The 15,815-nt window shown below is 66.7% G+C and carries 24 protein-coding genes; all 24 read right to left on the bottom strand.

Annotation, left to right across the window (positions count from 1 at the left end; all coding sequences use genetic code 11):
- Positions 1-3: 3 nt before the first annotated feature.
- Positions 4-309, bottom strand: a complete 306-nt coding sequence (gene nuoK, locus CEF10_RS11360) for an NADH-quinone oxidoreductase subunit NuoK (RefSeq protein WP_101068289.1) — start codon at positions 307-309, stop codon at positions 4-6.
- Between the two features lie 79 nt (positions 310-388).
- Positions 389-991 (bottom strand): NADH-quinone oxidoreductase subunit J, encoded by a 603-nt coding sequence (locus tag CEF10_RS11355; RefSeq protein WP_101068323.1) that lies wholly within the window; start codon positions 989-991, stop codon positions 389-391.
- Positions 992-993: 2 nt separating this feature from the next.
- Positions 994-1,407 carry a carboxymuconolactone decarboxylase family protein gene (locus CEF10_RS11350; protein WP_101068288.1) on the bottom strand — a complete coding sequence of 138 codons (414 nt, stop codon included), beginning with the start codon at positions 1,405-1,407 and terminating at the stop codon, positions 994-996.
- The gene (gene nuoI, locus CEF10_RS11345) at positions 1,404-1,898 is read right to left on the bottom strand and encodes an NADH-quinone oxidoreductase subunit NuoI (RefSeq protein ID WP_101068287.1); all 495 of its coding nucleotides are present in this window, start codon (positions 1,896-1,898) and stop codon (positions 1,404-1,406) included. The genes CEF10_RS11350 and nuoI overlap by 4 nt, the downstream gene beginning before the upstream one ends.
- 3 nt (positions 1,899-1,901) lie before the next feature.
- Positions 1,902-2,669, bottom strand: coding sequence for a methyltransferase domain-containing protein (locus CEF10_RS11340; RefSeq protein ID WP_101068286.1), 768 nt, complete (start codon positions 2,667-2,669; stop codon positions 1,902-1,904).
- Positions 2,670-2,672: 3 nt separating this feature from the next.
- Positions 2,673-3,710: an NADH-quinone oxidoreductase subunit NuoH gene (nuoH, locus tag CEF10_RS11335; protein WP_101068285.1), complete on the bottom strand. Its 1,038-nt coding sequence runs from the start codon at positions 3,708-3,710 to the stop codon at positions 2,673-2,675.
- A 7-nt stretch (positions 3,711-3,717) separates the two neighbouring features.
- Entirely contained in the window at positions 3,718-4,128 is a 411-nt protein-coding gene (locus tag CEF10_RS11330; protein WP_101068284.1) for a hypothetical protein, read from the bottom strand.
- Positions 4,128-6,152 carry an NADH-quinone oxidoreductase subunit NuoG gene (nuoG, locus tag CEF10_RS11325; protein ID WP_101068283.1) on the bottom strand — a complete coding sequence of 675 codons (2,025 nt, stop codon included), beginning with the start codon at positions 6,150-6,152 and terminating at the stop codon, positions 4,128-4,130. The genes CEF10_RS11330 and nuoG overlap by 1 nt, the downstream gene beginning before the upstream one ends.
- 5 nt (positions 6,153-6,157) lie before the next feature.
- Positions 6,158-6,595 (bottom strand): DUF5333 domain-containing protein, encoded by a 438-nt coding sequence (locus tag CEF10_RS11320; protein ID WP_157933014.1) that lies wholly within the window; start codon positions 6,593-6,595, stop codon positions 6,158-6,160.
- Positions 6,595-6,981 (bottom strand): hypothetical protein, encoded by a 387-nt coding sequence (locus CEF10_RS11315; RefSeq protein ID WP_232796480.1) that lies wholly within the window; start codon positions 6,979-6,981, stop codon positions 6,595-6,597. Before CEF10_RS11315 ends, CEF10_RS11320 begins: the two co-directional genes overlap by 1 nt.
- On the bottom strand, positions 6,978-7,313 hold the full coding sequence (locus CEF10_RS11310; RefSeq protein ID WP_101068282.1) for a hypothetical protein: 336 nt from the start codon (positions 7,311-7,313) through the stop codon (positions 6,978-6,980). Before CEF10_RS11310 ends, CEF10_RS11315 begins: the two co-directional genes overlap by 4 nt.
- 13 nt (positions 7,314-7,326) lie before the next feature.
- Complete coding sequence (nuoF, locus tag CEF10_RS11305; protein WP_101068281.1) at positions 7,327-8,622, bottom strand: NADH-quinone oxidoreductase subunit NuoF; 1,296 nt, start codon at positions 8,620-8,622, stop codon at positions 7,327-7,329.
- 7 nt (positions 8,623-8,629) lie between these two features.
- Positions 8,630-8,860, bottom strand: a complete 231-nt coding sequence (locus CEF10_RS11300) for a DUF5337 domain-containing protein (RefSeq protein ID WP_101068280.1) — start codon at positions 8,858-8,860, stop codon at positions 8,630-8,632.
- Between the two features lie 17 nt (positions 8,861-8,877).
- Positions 8,878-9,567, bottom strand: coding sequence for an NADH:ubiquinone oxidoreductase (locus tag CEF10_RS11295; protein ID WP_101068279.1), 690 nt, complete (start codon positions 9,565-9,567; stop codon positions 8,878-8,880).
- A 62-nt stretch (positions 9,568-9,629) separates the two neighbouring features.
- Positions 9,630-10,733 carry an NADH-quinone oxidoreductase subunit E gene (locus CEF10_RS11290; RefSeq protein ID WP_101068278.1) on the bottom strand — a complete coding sequence of 368 codons (1,104 nt, stop codon included), beginning with the start codon at positions 10,731-10,733 and terminating at the stop codon, positions 9,630-9,632.
- Positions 10,734-11,024, bottom strand: a complete 291-nt coding sequence (locus CEF10_RS11285; RefSeq protein WP_101068277.1) for a hypothetical protein — start codon at positions 11,022-11,024, stop codon at positions 10,734-10,736. It lies immediately after the preceding gene.
- The gene (locus CEF10_RS11280; protein ID WP_101068276.1) at positions 11,021-11,389 is read right to left on the bottom strand and encodes a hypothetical protein; all 369 of its coding nucleotides are present in this window, start codon (positions 11,387-11,389) and stop codon (positions 11,021-11,023) included. Before CEF10_RS11280 ends, CEF10_RS11285 begins: the two co-directional genes overlap by 4 nt.
- A 55-nt stretch (positions 11,390-11,444) precedes the next feature.
- Positions 11,445-11,603 carry a hypothetical protein gene (locus tag CEF10_RS16905; RefSeq protein ID WP_157933013.1) on the bottom strand — a complete coding sequence of 53 codons (159 nt, stop codon included), beginning with the start codon at positions 11,601-11,603 and terminating at the stop codon, positions 11,445-11,447.
- A complete protein-coding gene (locus tag CEF10_RS11275) occupies positions 11,603-12,817 on the bottom strand; it encodes an NADH-quinone oxidoreductase subunit D (RefSeq protein WP_101068275.1) in 1,215 nt (404 codons plus the stop codon). The genes CEF10_RS16905 and CEF10_RS11275 overlap by 1 nt, the downstream gene beginning before the upstream one ends.
- 173 nt (positions 12,818-12,990) lie before the next feature.
- On the bottom strand, positions 12,991-13,158 hold the full coding sequence (locus tag CEF10_RS17080) for a hypothetical protein (RefSeq protein WP_198586188.1): 168 nt from the start codon (positions 13,156-13,158) through the stop codon (positions 12,991-12,993).
- A gap of 32 nt (positions 13,159-13,190) precedes the next feature.
- A complete protein-coding gene (locus CEF10_RS11270; RefSeq protein ID WP_101068274.1) occupies positions 13,191-13,796 on the bottom strand; it encodes an NADH-quinone oxidoreductase subunit C in 606 nt (201 codons plus the stop codon).
- A gap of 21 nt (positions 13,797-13,817) precedes the next feature.
- Complete coding sequence (locus CEF10_RS11265; RefSeq protein ID WP_101068320.1) at positions 13,818-14,345, bottom strand: NuoB/complex I 20 kDa subunit family protein; 528 nt, start codon at positions 14,343-14,345, stop codon at positions 13,818-13,820.
- A gap of 71 nt (positions 14,346-14,416) precedes the next feature.
- A complete protein-coding gene (locus tag CEF10_RS11260; protein WP_101068273.1) occupies positions 14,417-14,782 on the bottom strand; it encodes an NADH-quinone oxidoreductase subunit A in 366 nt (121 codons plus the stop codon).
- A 242-nt stretch (positions 14,783-15,024) separates the two neighbouring features.
- Complete coding sequence (locus tag CEF10_RS11255; protein ID WP_101068272.1) at positions 15,025-15,810, bottom strand: crotonase/enoyl-CoA hydratase family protein; 786 nt, start codon at positions 15,808-15,810, stop codon at positions 15,025-15,027.
- Positions 15,811-15,815 lie beyond the last annotated feature (5 nt).

Raw genomic sequence — 15,815 nt, 5'->3', positions numbered from 1 at the left:
GCGTCAGCCTTTCATCACGTTGACGTCTTCCACGGCGATGGTGCCGCGGTTGCGGAAGAAGCACACCAGGATCGCCAGCCCGATCGCGGCCTCGGCCGCGGCGACGGTCAGCACGAACAGCGTGAACACCTGCCCCACCATGTCGCCGAGGAAGCTGGAGAAGGCCACCAGGTTGATGTTGACCGAAAGCAGCATCAACTCGATGGACATCAGCAGGATGATGACGTTCTTGCGGTTGAGGAATAGGCCGAAGATGCCGATGACGAACAGGGTCGCCGCCACCGTCAGGTAATGTTCAAGTCCGATCATGTCTGTCCCTCCGGGCGTTGCCCGTCCGTCTTGTCGTTTCGTGCGCCGCGCGCGCCGGGCGGCCCGGCGCGGCGGCCGGTCAGAGGCCTTGCCCCGGTTTCACGTCGCGCAGTTCCATCGCCTTGGCCGGGTCGCGGTACATCTGCGCCAGCACGTCCTGCCGCTTGATGTCCTGACGGTGCCGCAAGGTCAGGACGATCGCGCCGACCATCGCCACCAGAAGGATCAGCCCGGCAAGCTGGAACAGAAGGATGTATCGGTCATACAGCAGCAGCCCAAGGGCCTCGGTGTTGTGCCGCTCCTGCGGGATCACGGCCGCACGCGCGGCTTCGGCCCCCTCGGCCGAGGTCCAGGCGCCGTAGGCCAGGGCGAACTGCATCAGCAAGATCACCCCGATCAGCAGCGCCAGTGGCACGTACTTGGCCATCTGCGCCTTCAGCTCGGCGAAATCCACGTCGAGCATCATCACCACGAAAAGGAACAGCACCGCCACCGCGCCCACGTAGACGATGATGAGAAGCATCGCCACGAACTCCGCGCCCAGCAGCACGAACAACCCCGCCGCGCTGATGAACGACAGGATCAGCCACAGGACCGAGTGCACGGGGTTGCGGCTGATCACGGTGAAAAGCCCCCCCGCCAGGATGGAGACGGCGAACAGGTAGAAGGCCAGCGCAGCGATGGTCATGTCTTGTCGTCCTCTTGATCGTCCTCGTCCAGAACCTCGCGCGCGAACTCCATCGCCCGGGTCATCGAGGGTATGCCGGCGAACATCGACATCTGCGCGATGGTCTCGGCAATCTCGTCACGCGTGGCGCCGGCCTCGCGGGCGTGGCGCACCGTCATCCGGATCTGGGTGTCGCTCTGCGCCCCCAGCATGGTCAACCCCGCAAGCGTCAGGAGCAGCCGGGTCTTCGAATCCAGCCCTTCCTTGTTGACCCCGCGCCCGAACCACATCTCCATGACATCCCGGGGAACGGTTGGCCACAGCTTCTCGAATTCCTTCGGCGAAAAGGACTCGAGCGTGGGATTGACCGCCTTGGCCATCTCATGCGCCTGGCGCATCATCAGCTCGAAGGGGTTGGAAGACTCCGTCATCTGTAGGGCGCGTCCAGTTCGAGGTTGCGGGCGATCTCTGCCTCCCAGCGCTCGCCGTTGTCCAGCAGCTTCTGCTTGTCGTAGAAGAGTTCCTCGCGCGTCTCCGTCGCGAACTCGAAGTTGGGACCCTGAACGATGGCATCCACCGGGCAGGCCTCCTGGCAGAAACCGCAGTAGATGCACTTGGTCATGTCGATGTCGTAGCGCGTGGTGCGGCGCGAGCCGTCGTCGCGCGGCTCGGCGTCGATCGTGATCGCCTGCGCCGGGCAAATGGCCTCGCAGAGCTTGCAGGCGATGCAGCGTTCCTCGCCGTTGGGGTAACGGCGCAGCGCATGCTCGCCGCGAAAGCGCGGGCTGAGCGGCCCCTTCTCGTGGGGATAGTTCACCGTCGCCTTGGGTGAGAAGAAATACTTCAGCCCCAGCCCGAACCCCTTGAAGAAATCCTTGAGCAGGAAATAGCCCGCCGCGCGTCCATAGTCGATGTTCGCCATGCCTCAGCTCCTTGTTTCCGCGAACCGGGTGACCCCGGCGGTGTCATGGCCCTGCCATTTCGCCTCGTAGTCGCTTTGAAGCGCGAAATCGGGCAGGTGCGACTCCGCGGTCTTCTCGACCTCGTAGTAGAGGTAGGTGCGTTCCGGTCCGATCTTGTCCTTCAGACGCAGACGGTGGCCGCGCTCGGCGGGGTCGTTGAACACCACCGGGCCGTACTGCGAATGCGGGGTCTCCGGCAATGCCCGGCAGTCGATGACCCGGCAATTGCAGGCACGTTTCCAGAACGTCCAGACGAGTTCGGGGTTGAACTGGTACATGCCGTGGCCGTGCCAGCCGTTCAGCCCGTTGGCCGATACGATCCGGCCGCCCGGCCGCAGCATGCGGAACACGCCCTCCAGCGCCTGGGGCACGTTGAACACATGCTCCAGGGTGCCGCCGTCGAAAATGAAATCGAAACTGTTTTCCAGTTCCCGCGGCGGCTTCCGGTTGAGGTCGTGCAGGATGCTCGCGCCCTCGTAATCGGAAAAGTCCATCGTCTCGACCTCGCCGAAGCCCAGCTTGCGCATCAGCGTCTCGGCGTAACCGTCGTCCTGCAGGAAATCGAACCGCCGGCCGTCGATGCCGTGGCGGCGCAGGGTTCTTTCGTACTCCTGCCGGAACGTCGTCTGGATGCGGAATCCCTGGCGCCCGAGCATCAGGGACCGCTCCGCGGGCCGGTACCGGGTGGACAGCTCCACGAGCCTGTCGAAGAGGACGAAATCGATCCCCAACCGTCAGCCTCCCATGCTCCAGCGGGCCCAGGCACCGCCCAGGACCTCGTACTTCGCGAGGAACGACACGATCACCACCCAGGCCAGGCTCAGCGGAAGGAACACCTTCCAGCCGATGCGCATCAACTGGTCGTAACGGTAGCGCGGGGTGATTGCCTTGATCATCGCGAAAATGAAGAAGAAGATGAACATCTTGCCCACCATCCAAAGCGCGCCGTCGGGCAGGCCCGGAATGGGCGACAGCCAGCCGCCGAAGAACAGCAACGATGTAAGCGCGCACATCAGGAAGATGGTGATGTATTCACCGGCCATGAACAGCAGGAAGGGCGTGGCCGAGTATTCCACCTGGTAGCCGGCGACCAGCTCGGACTCCGCCTCCGGCAGGTCGAAGGGCGGGCGGTTCGTTTCCGCCAGCGCCGAGATGAAGAACAGGAACACCATCGGAAGGTGCGGCAGCCAGTACCAGTTGAAGAAGCCGTAGGGGCCATCCTGCGCGGCAACGATGTTGCCGAAGTTCATCGAGCCCGTAGAGATGATGACGCCGATGATGATAAGGCCGATCGACACCTCGTAGGAGATCATCTGCGCGGCCGAGCGCAGCGAGCCAAGGAAGGGATACTTGGAGTTGGACGCCCAGCCGCCCATGATGACACCGTAGACCTCGAGGCTGGAGATCGCGAACACGTAAAGGATGGCCACGTTCAGATCCGCCAGCACCCAGGTCTCGTTGAACGGGATCACCGCCCAGGCGATCACCGCCAGCACGAAGCTGATCAGGGGGGCGAGGATGAAGACGGCCTTGTCGGCGCCGGCGGGGATCACCACCTCCTTGACGACGTATTTCAACGCGTCGGCGATGGTCTGCAATAGCCCGTAGACGCCGACCACGTTCGGCCCGCGGCGCATCTGCACGGCGGCCCAGATCTTGCGGTCGCCGTAAACCAGGACCAGCAGCGAGATCATCACGAAGCCCAGCACCGCCAGGCACTGGGCCAGGATGATCACGAAGGTCCCCAGCGGGGTTGAGAAGAATTCGGCCATCAGTCCCTCACACCATCGGTATTCCGTTTTCCGCGCAGTTGGCGGCGACGACTTCGGCGTCGATTGTCTTGAGCCCCTGCGGCAGTGCCGCCGAGATCGTGTAAACCGCATCCGCGCGCCAGATGCCACCCTCGCGCGTGACATTCGTGCGCACGTGGCGGGCGAACCCGTAACCGCGGATCAGGGCGTATTGCGCCGCGGCACACTCGGCATAGCGGCGCACGGCCTCCGCATCGTCGGCTTTCGACAGGCTGACATGGAAATTCACCAGGTCGCCGTCCAGCAGGCGTGTTTCGACGCCGCGGTAATCCGGTGCGGACCGGCTTACCGCCCCGCCGGTTGCAGCCCCCTCGCCGCAAGCGGCCAGCCCCAGCACCGCCATCGGCGCGAGCGTGGATATCCGCGCCGCGGCCCGCATCACTCGGCCGCCATCGCCCCCTGCCGACGTGCCTTGAAGCGGGCCGACATCTCGGCCATCAGCGCGCTCGACCGCGCGATCGGGTTGGTCAACCAGAAGTCGGTGACCGCGGGGGCCATCTGCCCCGAACCGGGCTTGACCGGCGCCAGCGGCGTCCATGCGTTCTCGGGAACCTCGTCGACCCGCTTGAGGAGCGGCACCGTCTCCACCAGTTTCTGGCGCAGCTGCGGCAGGCTGTCCCACGGCTGGGTCGCGCCCAGTTCGCCCGACAGCGCCCGCAGGATCGCCCAGTTCTCCTTGGCCTCGCCGGGGGCGAAGCCCGCGCGCAGCGCCAGTTGCGGCCGCCCTTCGGTGTTGACGAACAGCCCCTGTTCCTCGGTGTAGGCCGCGCCGGGCAGGATCACGTCGGCCCGGTGGGCGCCGCGGTCGCCGTGGCTGCCCTGGTAGATGACGAAGGGGCCACCCGCATCGCGGGGGGTGATCTGGATCTCGTCGGCGCCCAGGTTGTAGACCACGTCGGCACCGTCCATGGCCGCCTCGATGCCGCCCTCGGTGGTGGCATCCACGTCCATCGCGCCGACGCGGGCCGCGGCGGTGTGCAGCACCAGCATCTTGCCACCCAGCTTCTCGGTCAGCGCCATGGCCTGGCTCAGGATCGCCTCGCCCTGCTCGCCATGCAGCGCACCCTGGCCGACGATGACGATCGCGTCCTCGGTGGGCTCGGCCTCGTTGACCATCCGCATGACGTAACGGTTTCCGGCGCCCATCTTGTCGGCCTCGTAGGTCAGCTCGGCTTCCGGCCCGGCGTGGCGCACCTGCGCGCCGGCCAGATACGCCTTGCGGATGCGCGCATTGAGCACCGGGGCCTCCACCGTCGGGTCGGTGCCGATCAGGTAGATGGCCTTCGCGGTGTCGATGTCCTCGACCCGCGCCGTGCCGACATAGGCCGAGCGGTTGCCGGCAGGCAGACTGGCGCCGTCCGTGCGGCACTCCACCGTGCCGCCCTGCCCCTCGACAAGCTGCTTGAGCGCGAAGGCGGCCTCGACCGGCACAAGGTCGCCCACCAGCCCGGTCAGCTTTTTCGCTCCCCGGATCGCATCGGTCACGGCTGACAGCGCCTCGGGCCAGGTCGCGGGCCGGAGGCGCCCGTCGCGGCGCACATAGGGCTGGTCCAGCCGCTGACGGCGCAGGCCGTCCCACACGAATCGGGTCTTGTCGGAAATCCATTCCTCGTTCACGCCATCGTGGTTGCGCGGCAGGATGCGCATCACCTCGCGGCCCTTGGTGTCCACGCGGATGCTGGACCCCAGCGCATCCATCACGTCGATGGTCTCGGTCTTGGCCAGTTCCCACGGCCGGGCGGTGAAGGCATAGGGCTTGGACGTCAGCGCCCCGACCGGGCACAGGTCGATGATGTTGCCCTGCATGTTGGAATCGAGCGTCCCGCTAAGGTAGGTGGTGATCTCGGCATCCTCGCCGCGGCCGGTCTGACCCATCTGCGTGATGCCCGCCACCTCGGTGGTGAAACGCACGCAGCGCGTGCAGGAGATGCAGCGCGTCATGTGGGTTTCGACCAGCGGGCCGAGGTCGATGTCGTCCACCGCGCGCTTGGGTTCGCGGAAGCGCGAGAAATCGACGCCGTAGGCGATCGCCTGGTCCTGCAGGTCGCATTCGCCACCCTGGTCGCAGATCGGGCAATCGAGGGGATGGTTGATGAGCAGGAACTCCATCACCCCTTCGCGGGCCTTCTTGACCATGGGCGAGTTGGTCTTGACCTGCGGCGGCGACCCGTCGGGGAACGGGCGCATGTCCTTGACCTGCATCGCGCAGCTTGCCGCCGGTTTCGGCGGGCCGGGCTGCACCTCGACAAGGCACATCCGGCAGTTGCCCGCGATCGACAGGCGTTCGTGGTAACAGAAGCGGGGGATCTCGATGCCGGCCTCCTCGCAGGCCTGGATCAGGGTCATGGCCCCGTCGACCTCGTGCTCTTCGCCGTCGATGATGATCTTGCGCGCGTCAGCCATTACGCTCACCTTGCTCTGAGAAATGATCCGATCCGGCTGCCGCGCGCGATTTCCGCCCGGCCCAGATCGCAGAATGTTTCGGGGGTGTCGCGGTCCACGCCGTGCCGGGCGAGATAGGCCTCGCCCTTTTCGCGCATCCGCGCCTTTTCGGCATCACTGTCCACGTAGGCGTCGATCTCGTCGTCGGTGTAGCCGCGCTCACGTGCCATCCGCTTGAGCCCGTTCATGTAGAACAGCGCCTTGAACACGCGGCCGCTTATCGTCGGGCAGTGGTCGCGGATCTCGTCGGCGATGCCCACGGCCAGCAGCCCGGCATTGATGTCGTCCTCCTGCGCGAGGCCCGGCTTGCCGGCCTGCGCCGCCGGTGCGGCAATCAGCGCACACGCCAGCGCCGCCGCGGCCAGCCGCCCGGCCCGCGTCGCCGACGCCTTATGCACCGCCATCAATCCCACCGTTCACACTTTCCTTGCAACACCATCTTGCCGTCGCTGATCGGCAGCTCCTCCAACGGCGCGTCGGGGGCGACCACCCAGGCGATCTCGGACGTGCCGTATTCGTCCACGCAATAGCGGGTGCCCTCGTAGCGGGCCGCCTCGCGCGCGCCCTCGATGCCCTGCCCGATACGCCGCACGGTCAGCGTGAAGATGCGCCGGTTCTCGCGATCGTGCTTGACCTTGGCCGGATAATAGTTCCCGTCGAAATACATCCGGTCGCTGAACTCGGTCATGTTGCCACAGCCGCCCAGAAGCGCCGGCAACGCGATCAGCGCCGCCGCGCGCGCGCTGTGCCGGCGAACGCCTGTCACGATATCCACTCCAATCTTCGTCACTGGGCCTCCGGCCTGCGGCAAAGCAATTCGAAGTCAACCTGCGCCGCCTCGCGCGCGGCGCGGATCATCGTCAGCACGTCGCCGTCGCGGCAACCCGCCCCGGCGGCGAACGCGGCCGCCCGCTCCAGCGCACCCTCGGCGATGGCGCCGCGGTCGTTGCGGGTGACCGTCACGAACACCTGGGCGATCCGCGCATCGGCGGGCTGTTCCTCGATCAGACGCTCGGTCACCGCGCCGGTGTAGGTCTCGCCGCGCAACGTCTCGGCCAGCGCCGGCGCGGCGGCGGTGGATGCCGCGGCAGCCAGTGTCAGGATTGCGATCGCGTGTTTCATGCCCTGCCCTTTCCTATTCCGCGGCCACGGCGCCGACGCGGCCGGCGCGCCTGGCCCTGATGCGGTCCTCGATCTCGTCGCGGAAGTTGCGGATCAGCCCCTGGATGGGCCAGGCCGCCGCGTCGCCCAGTGCACAGATCGTGTGGCCCTCGACCTGTTTGGAGACGTCGAAGAGCATGTCGATCTCCTCGGGGTCCGCGTCCCCCTTCACGAGCCGCTCCATCACGCGCATCATCCAGCCCGACCCCTCGCGGCAAGGGGTGCACTGGCCACAGCTTTCGTGCTTGTAGAACTTGGCCAGCCGCCAGATCGCCTTGATGATGTCGGTATCCTTGTCCATCACGATGACCGCCGCCGTGCCGAGGCTCGACTTCTTCTCGGCCAGCGCGTCGAAATCCATCAGCGCGTCGCGCATGTTCTCGCCGCGGACGCAGGGCACGGAAGAGCCGCCCGGGATCACCGCCTTGAGGTTGTCCCAGCCCCCGCGCACGCCGCCGCAGTGCCGGTCGATCAGCTCCTCGAAGGAAATCGACATCTCCTCTTCCACCACGCAGGGCGTGTTCACGTGCCCCGAAACCGCGAAGATCTTGGTGCCCGTGTTGTTGGGGCGCCCGAACCCCGCGAACCACTCCGGCCCGCGGCGCAGTATGGTCGGCACCACCGCGATGGATTCGACGTTGTTGACCGTCGTGGGGCAACCGTAGACACCCGCCATCGCCGGGAACGGCGGCTTCATCCGCGGCATGCCCTTCTTGCCCTCGAGGCTTTCCAGAAGCGCGGTTTCCTCGCCGCAGATGTAGGCGCCGGCGCCGTGGTGCAGGTAGACGTCGAAGTCGAAGCCCGAGTTGCAGGCATTGCGCCCGATCAGCCCGGCCTCGTATGCCTCGTCGATCGCCGCCTGCAGCGCCTCGCGCTCGCGGATGTATTCGCCGCGGATGTAGATGTAGGCGACGTGCGCGTTCATCGCGAAGCTCGCGATCAGGCAGCCTTCGATCAGCGTGTGCGGATCGTGGCGCATGATCTCGCGGTCCTTGCAGGTTCCCGGCTCGGACTCGTCGGCGTTGACCACGAGGTAGGCGGGGCGCCCGTCGCTTTCCTTGGGCATGAAGGACCACTTCAACCCGGTGGGAAAGCCCGCGCCGCCGCGGCCGCGCAGGCCGCTGGCCTTCATCTGTTCGACGATCCAGTCGCGCCCGTTCTGCAGGATCTTCGCCGTGTTGTCCCAGTGGCCCCGCGCCATGGCGCCCTTCAGGGTACGGTCGTGCATCCCGTAGAGGTTGGTGAAGATGCGGTCCTGGTCTTTCAGCATTCGGATGCTACCCCCGATTGTCCCGGCGCGCACGCCAGATTTGATGGATCACCACAAGCGCCCAGACGAAAGCGGCGATGGCCGCGAAATCGGCAAGGAACACGAACCGCGCGGGCCAGCCCATCGCGGCGCCAAGCCACTGAACCCCGAGCCACAGTATCGTGGCCGCCGCGATCACGATCGCGACTGTGCGGCTCTTGCGGGCGAGGTGCCGCTCCTGCGTGTCGTGCGGTGCCAACTCCGCGACCCTCCTCGTCACTCGTAAACGTCGCCATCCTCGACGCGCTTGGAAAATTCCGTATCGCCACCGGCCGCGAGGGTCTTCGCCTGCGACACCCAGTCGTCGCGGCTCACCCGGCCCTTGAAGCCCACGAGGTTCTCGTCGGCCCAGGCCACCTCGGCCTCGGACCAGTTGGCGATCTGGTCGAAATGATAAATCCCCAGCTCGTTGAGGGCTTCTTCAAGTTTCGGTCCCACGCCCTTGATCTGTTTCAGGTCGTCGGGCTGTCCACCGCGCGGTGCCGACAACGTCTCGGGCCGGCTGCCCTCGGTCGGCTCTGCCGGCGCCTGTCGGGCGGCCGGCGATTGCGGCGCCGGCTCGGGCTTCGGCGCCGGTTGGGGTTCCGGTGCAGTTTCGGGCTCCGGCGCCGGTTCGGGCTCCGGTGCCGGCTCGGGCTTCGGTGCAGGTGCCGGTTCCGCCTCGGGCACCGGGCGCGCGGCGCCAGTCGACGCGGCGCCGGCCTGTGCGCCTGTACCGGCCTCGCCGCCCGTGCAGAACAGCCGCGTGAGCACAAGGCCCAGCAGAACGGCCAGCACGACGCCGATCAGCAGCGCCGCCACCGCCGACAGCGCGCTCCACGTCATCACGATCGCCACGACGCCAGCCGCGGCCGCCACGACCCAGCTGGTGATCGAGCAGGTACTCCAGGTTTTGTCGTTCGCCATTGTCAGTCCTCCCTGACTACGATGGGCGCGCGTTTCAGCTTCCGCCGCCCTCCTTGCCCGGCCTAGGCGTCGGTTTCGCCCCTGGCCAGCATCTTGGCTTGTTCAACCCAGTCGTCACGGCTGACGCGTCCCTTGAACCCTTCGAGGTTGGCGTCAACCCATTGCACCTCTTCGTCCGTCCATTTGGCGATCTGGTCGAAATGGTAAAACCCCATGGAGTGGAGCAGCTTTTCCAGCTTCGGACCCACCCCCTTGATCTTCTTGAGATCATCGGCGCCCCCGGCCTGCGGGGCCGACAGGACCTCGGGCTTGCGGCCGGTTTCCGTCTCGGCCGCACCGGTTTCAGCGGGCTCGGTCTTGTCCTTGACGGTTTCCGCCGCCGGCGCCTCGGCCGCCCCGATCTCGGCGGGCGTCTCGCGCACCGCGACGTCGGGCGGCGCGGGATCGTGCCGCGCGCCCTTGTCGATCCACGGCGTGTAAAGCGGCGCCTCGCTGCCGTCGATGCGCTTGATCGTGTCGCCGGCGTCCTCGGCCCGCTGAACACTGGCATTGTACTTGGTGTGCCCGCTGTCGAATTCCTTGAGGCTCGTCAGCCCGGTCAGCGGCTCGCTGGCATAGCGCCCGTTCTGCGGCCCCGGCGTCGGCACCTTGCCCGCGGCAAGCTGATCGAGGATCTCGCCCAGCCGCTCGGCGGTCAGATCCTCGTAGTAGTCCTTGCCGATCTGGGCCATGGGCGCGTTGGCGCAGGCGCCCAGGCATTCGACCCCTTCCCAGCTGAACTTGCCGTCGGGGCTGAGTTCGTGCGGATTTTCGGCGATCTTCTCGCGGCACACGCCAACAAGGTCCTCGGCGCCACAGATCATGCAGCTGGTGGTGCCGCAGATCTGGACGTGCGCGACGCTGCCCACCGGCGAAAGCTGGAACATGAAGTAGAAGCTCGCCACCTCGAGCGCGCGGATGTAGGGCATGTCCAGCATGTCGGCCACGTATTCCATGGCCGGCCGCGACAGCCAGCCCTCCTGCTCCTGTGCGCGCCACAGCAGCGGAATGATCGCGCTGGCCTGCCGGCCCGGCGGATATTTCGTGATCTGCGCCTCGGCCCAGGCCTGGTTCTCGGGCGTGAAGGCGAAGCTGTCAGGCTGCTCGGGGTGAAGACGGCGTAGCATTCAGGCACAGGCTCCCGTGATCAGTTTGGCCCCGCCACCGGGCAGCGGCTCGGCGCTGCCCGCGGCAAGGTGGTACTCGGTGATGCCGACGACCTGCGCGCGGCTCAGCCCCGTCTGCAGCTCGACCGGCAGGTAGTCGGATTCGTAACGCATCTCGCAGCCGATGCTGGCAACGGCGGAGGCGTAGGCGGCCAGATCCGCGTCGGAAACACCACGCGGCGGCATGGCGCAGGCCGCCAGAACCACCGGCAGGCCCAGTGCCGCCAAAGGGATGCGGCGCATCGGGGTCATAGGTTCCCCTCCCCCGCCCGGCCGGCCAGTGCGACGGCGACCACGACCAGCGCCGCGACGCCCGCGGCGAGGTGCTTGGCGAACGCGTAGCCGGCGCGGGCATAGATCCAGGCGTCGGCGAACCCCATCAGGGCGAAGGCGGAAAACAGCCACGCGATGACGACCGGGTCGCCCGAAAGCGCGGCCCCCACCGCCAGCACGCCGAAGGCGGCGTAGCGGTCCACCATGACCTGGGGCAGGGCCTCCGCCCTGTGGGTGGTCAGCCGCATCGCCTGCGCCGGGTCGCGCCAGAACAGCAGCGCCAGCACGGCCATGACCGCCGCGCCGATCCCGGCAAGAGCCGTCGCCAGAGACGCCAGCGTCATGACGCCCCCCGTTCGGTGAAGGCGCGCCGCCGGATATGCGGAAACCGCAACACGATCACAGATACCCCCGAACGACCCCGGCGAGGACAGCGAGCGCGGCACCGATCACGCCACCCTTGAGCACACGCCCCCGCCCCGTCGCGCCAATGGCCGCGCCGGCGCCGGCGATCGCGCCGACGACAAGCAGCCAGAGGTCGATCGTGAAGGTGGTCATCAGCGGTCGATCTCCCCGAACACCACGTCCATCGTGCCGATGATCGCCGCCACGTCGGCCAGCTGATGGCCGCCGGCGACATGATCCATGGCCTGCAGGTGCAAAAAGCCCGGCGCGCGCAGCTTGGCGCGGTAGGGCGTGTTCGTGCCATCGCCCACGAGATAGACACCGAACTCGCCCTTGGGCGCTTCGACCGCGGCATAGACCTCACCCTCGGGCACGTGGAAGCCTTCGGTGTAGAGCTTGAAGTGATGGATCAGCGCCTCCATCGAGGTCTTCATCTCGCCGCGGGTGGGCGGGGTGATCTTGCCGCGGGACAGGATATCGCCCTGGTTCTCCGGCGCGCGCAGCTTCTCGATGCACTGGCGGATGATCGCGGTGGACTGGCGCATCTCCTCCATCCGCACGAGGTAGCGGTCATAGCAGTCGCCGTTCTTGCCCACCGGGATCCTGAAATCGAACTCGTCGTAGCACTCGTAGGGCTGGGCGCGCCTCAGGTCCCAGGCCAGGCCCGACCCGCGCACCATCACGCCGGAAAAGCCCCAGTCGAGCGCGTCCTGCTCGCTCACCACGCCGATGTCGCAGTTACGCTGCTTGAAGATACGGTTCTCGGTCAAAAGCCCGTCGATGTCGTCGATCACCGAGGGGAACGCCTTGGCCCAGCTCTCGATGTCGTCAAGCAACTCCGACGGCAGGTCCTGGTGCACGCCACCGGGCCGGAAATAGGCCGCGTGCAGCCGCGCGCCGCAGGCGCGCTCGTAGAAGACCATGAGCTTCTCGCGCTCCTCGAAGCCCCACAGCGGCGGTGTCAGCGCGCCCACGTCCATGGCCTGCGTCGTCACGTTGAGAAGATGGTTCAGCACGCGCCCGATCTCGCAGAACAGCACCCGGATCAACTGCGCGCGCCGCGGCACCTCGACCCCGGTCAGTTTTTCGATCGCCAGGCACCAGGCGTGTTCCTGGTTCATCGGCGCCACGTAATCCAGCCGGTCGAAATAGGGCAGGTTCTGCAGATACGTCCGGCTTTCCATCAGCTTCTCGGTGCCGCGGTGAAGCAGGCCGATATGGGGATCGCAGCGCTCCACGATCTCTCCGTCCAGTTCCAGCACCAGGCGCAGCACGCCGTGCGCCGCCGGGTGCTGGGGCCCGAAGTTGATGTTGAAATTGCGGATCTTCTGTTCGCCGGTCAGGGCCTCGTCGAATTTTCCGTCCATTCTACCCCCTTGCCGGGCTCTCGCCCCGCTTGGTCCCGTCCGGGTCCGCCGCGGCGCCCTGGACATCGTTGCAACGCCGCCGGGCCGCCATCCGGCCACGCGACATGGCTTGTGCTTTTTCCTGCCCCGCGCGCGGCCTCGGCAACAGGATATCGGCGCAGGGCGCTGCCATCCTACCGCTCTCCGGTGCGCCGGGCCCAGAAGGCCATCGCGTAAAGAAGCACCAGCGCGCCGACGGGAATGACGGCGAAGACCGCCAGCCAGGCGGGCATGCCGTAGTCGGGCAGCAGCCGCCAGAACGGGATCACGAACAGCGCCGACAGAACGATGATCCAGATCACGCCGGCACCCCCCGCTGGTTGTCCATGACGCGCTACGCCTCCTCTGTCTTTTCGTCGCCGGGCAGGATGTAGTCCGCGCCCTCCCACGGCGACATGAAATCGAACTGCCGGTATTCCTGCACCAGTTTCACCGGCTCGTAGACCACGCGTTTCTCCACCTCGTCGTAGCGCACCTCGGTATACCCCGTCGTGGGGAAATCCTTGCGCAGCGGGTGCCCGCGGAAGCCGTAGTCCGTCAGGATCCGGCGCAGATCCGGGTGCCCCGAGAACAGGATGCCGAACATGTCGAAGACCTCGCGCTCGAACCAGTCGGCGCAGGGATGCACCCCGGTGATCGAGGGCACCATGTCCTCTTCGCGCGTGGCGACGCGCAGGCGAATGCGCTGGTTCTGGTACATCGACAGGAAGTGGTAGACCACGTCGAAGCGCTTCGGGCGCTCCGGATGATCCACCGCGGTGATGTCCACCAGCGTGGAGAACTTGCAGGTCTGGTCCGCCTTGAGGAATTCGGTCAGCCCGACGATGTTGGCAAGCGTCACGTCCACGGTCAGTTCCCCGCGGTCGACGTGCCACGCGCGCACGCAGTCGGGGCGGCGCGCCTCGATGTGGGTGCCCAGTTCCTTGAGTGCCTCGCTCATGTCTCGCCCCCCTTGCGCCGTTCAGCGCACGATCGTCCCGGTGCGCCGGATCTTCCGCTGCAGCTGCATGATACCGTAAAGCAGTGCCTCGGCCGTCGGCGGGCATCCGGGCACGTAGACGTCAACCGGGATGATCCGGTCGCAGCCGCGTACCACGGAATAGCTGTAGTGGTAGTATCCCCCACCGTTGGCGCAGGACCCCATCGAGATGACGTAGCGCGGTTCGGGCATCTGGTCATAGACCTTGCGCAGCGCCGGCGCCATCTTGTTGCACAGCGTTCCGGCCACGATCATCAGGTCGGACTGGCGCGGGCTGGCGCGCGGCGCGGTGCCGAACCGCTCCATGTCGTAGCGCGGCATCGAGGTGTGCATCATCTCGACGGCACAGCAGGCCAGCCCGAAGGTCATCCAGTGCAGGCTACCGGTGCGTGCCCAGTTGATGATGTCCTCGGTCGAGGTGACCAGGAACCCCTTGTCCTGCAGCTCGCGGTTCAACTCCTGCGTCGCCACGTCGGTGGTGTCGCTGGCGTCGGCACCGGCCACCTGCATCGACGGGCCGCTCTTGACGCGGTCGGACTGGTGCGGCTGGGTCTCGGTGACGAGGGCGTCCGCGTCGTCGTTCACTCCCATTCCATCGCTCCTTTCTTCCATTCATAGGCGAAGCCCGCCGTCAGAACGGCCAGGAAGACCATCATCGACCAGAAGGCGACCATGCTGATGTCCTTGAACGCCACCGCCCAGGGGAACAGCATCGCGATTTCGAGGTCGAAGATGATGAACAGGATCGAGACCAGGTAGAACCGGACATCGAACTTCATCCGCGCATCGTCGAATGCGTTGAACCCGCATTCGTAAGCCGAGACCTTCTCGGGATCGGGATGGCGCACCGCCAGAACGACAGCGGCCAGGATAAGGATAAGGCCGAGGCCCACCGCGATCGCAAGAAAGACAAGGATCGGCGCGTATTCCCTAAGCAAATCTTCCACGAGGTCTGGCTCCTTTCGGGCGCGTTGCGCGCGCCTTGGGCTGGCTGCGGATGCGGCCTCAGGTTTACCCCCGCCCCCCGGCGGGGTCAACCAAGCCCGGGACACATTCAAGAAGCTGCGTGCTTCGCTCGCCCCGGATGCATGCGATTGCATACATTACACGCCGATCCGCGTCTGACGCCAAAGTTTCACCTGTGTCAGATCTAGTTCCCCGGCGCGCACCGAAAAGGGGGGCGGCTGCCTCAGCCGGCTTTCCACGCCGGCGCACGCTTCTCGAAGAAGGCCGCGATTCCTTCCGGCGCCTCGTCGCCTTCCCAGCAGGCGGTCAACGCGGCGATGGTGCGCTCGATCACGCCCTCGTCTATGGCGGGGCCCAGCGCCCGCAAAAGCCCTTTCGCGCGCGCCACCGCGCCCGGCGCGCAGTCGAGATAGGGGACGACCTCCGCCTCCACCGCGGCATCCAGCTCCGCCTCCGGCACGGCGCGCGCCAGCAACCCCAGTTCCACGGCCTCGGCTGCACCGAAACGGCGCCCGGACATGAAGACACGGCGCGCGCGCGCCTCGCCCATGCGGGCACAGACGTAGGGCCCGATGGTGGCCGGGATCAGCCCCAACCGCGTCTCGGTCAGCCCCATCTTCACGTGATCGGCGCCCACGGTGACGTCACAGATGCTGGCCAGCCCGACACCGCCACCGAACGCCGCCCCGTGGACCCGCCCGATCAGGGGCTTGGGCAGGGTGTTGAGCGCCTGCAGCATGTAGGCCAGCTTGCCCGCCTCGCGCCCGCGCGTGGCCGCGTCCACCTCCATCTGGTCGCGCATCCAGGCCAGGTCGCCGCCGGCGCAGAAACTCTTGCCCCGTGCCGCCAGGACCACCGCACGCACCGTATCGTCCGCGCCCAGCGCATCGGCGGCGGCGTGAAGCTCCGCGATCATCCTTGCGGACATCGCGTTGTGCTTTTCGGCGCGGTCCAGCCACAGCGTGGCCACACCGCGCGCATCGGTCTCGATGGAAATCGTTTCGTACATCGCGC

Origin of the sequence: Roseovarius salinarum (genome assembly GCF_002834145.1) — a bacterium.
Taxonomy (GTDB): domain Bacteria; phylum Pseudomonadota; class Alphaproteobacteria; order Rhodobacterales; family Rhodobacteraceae; genus Roseovarius; species Roseovarius salinarum.
This window is presented reverse-complemented; position numbering and strand designations above follow the sequence as displayed.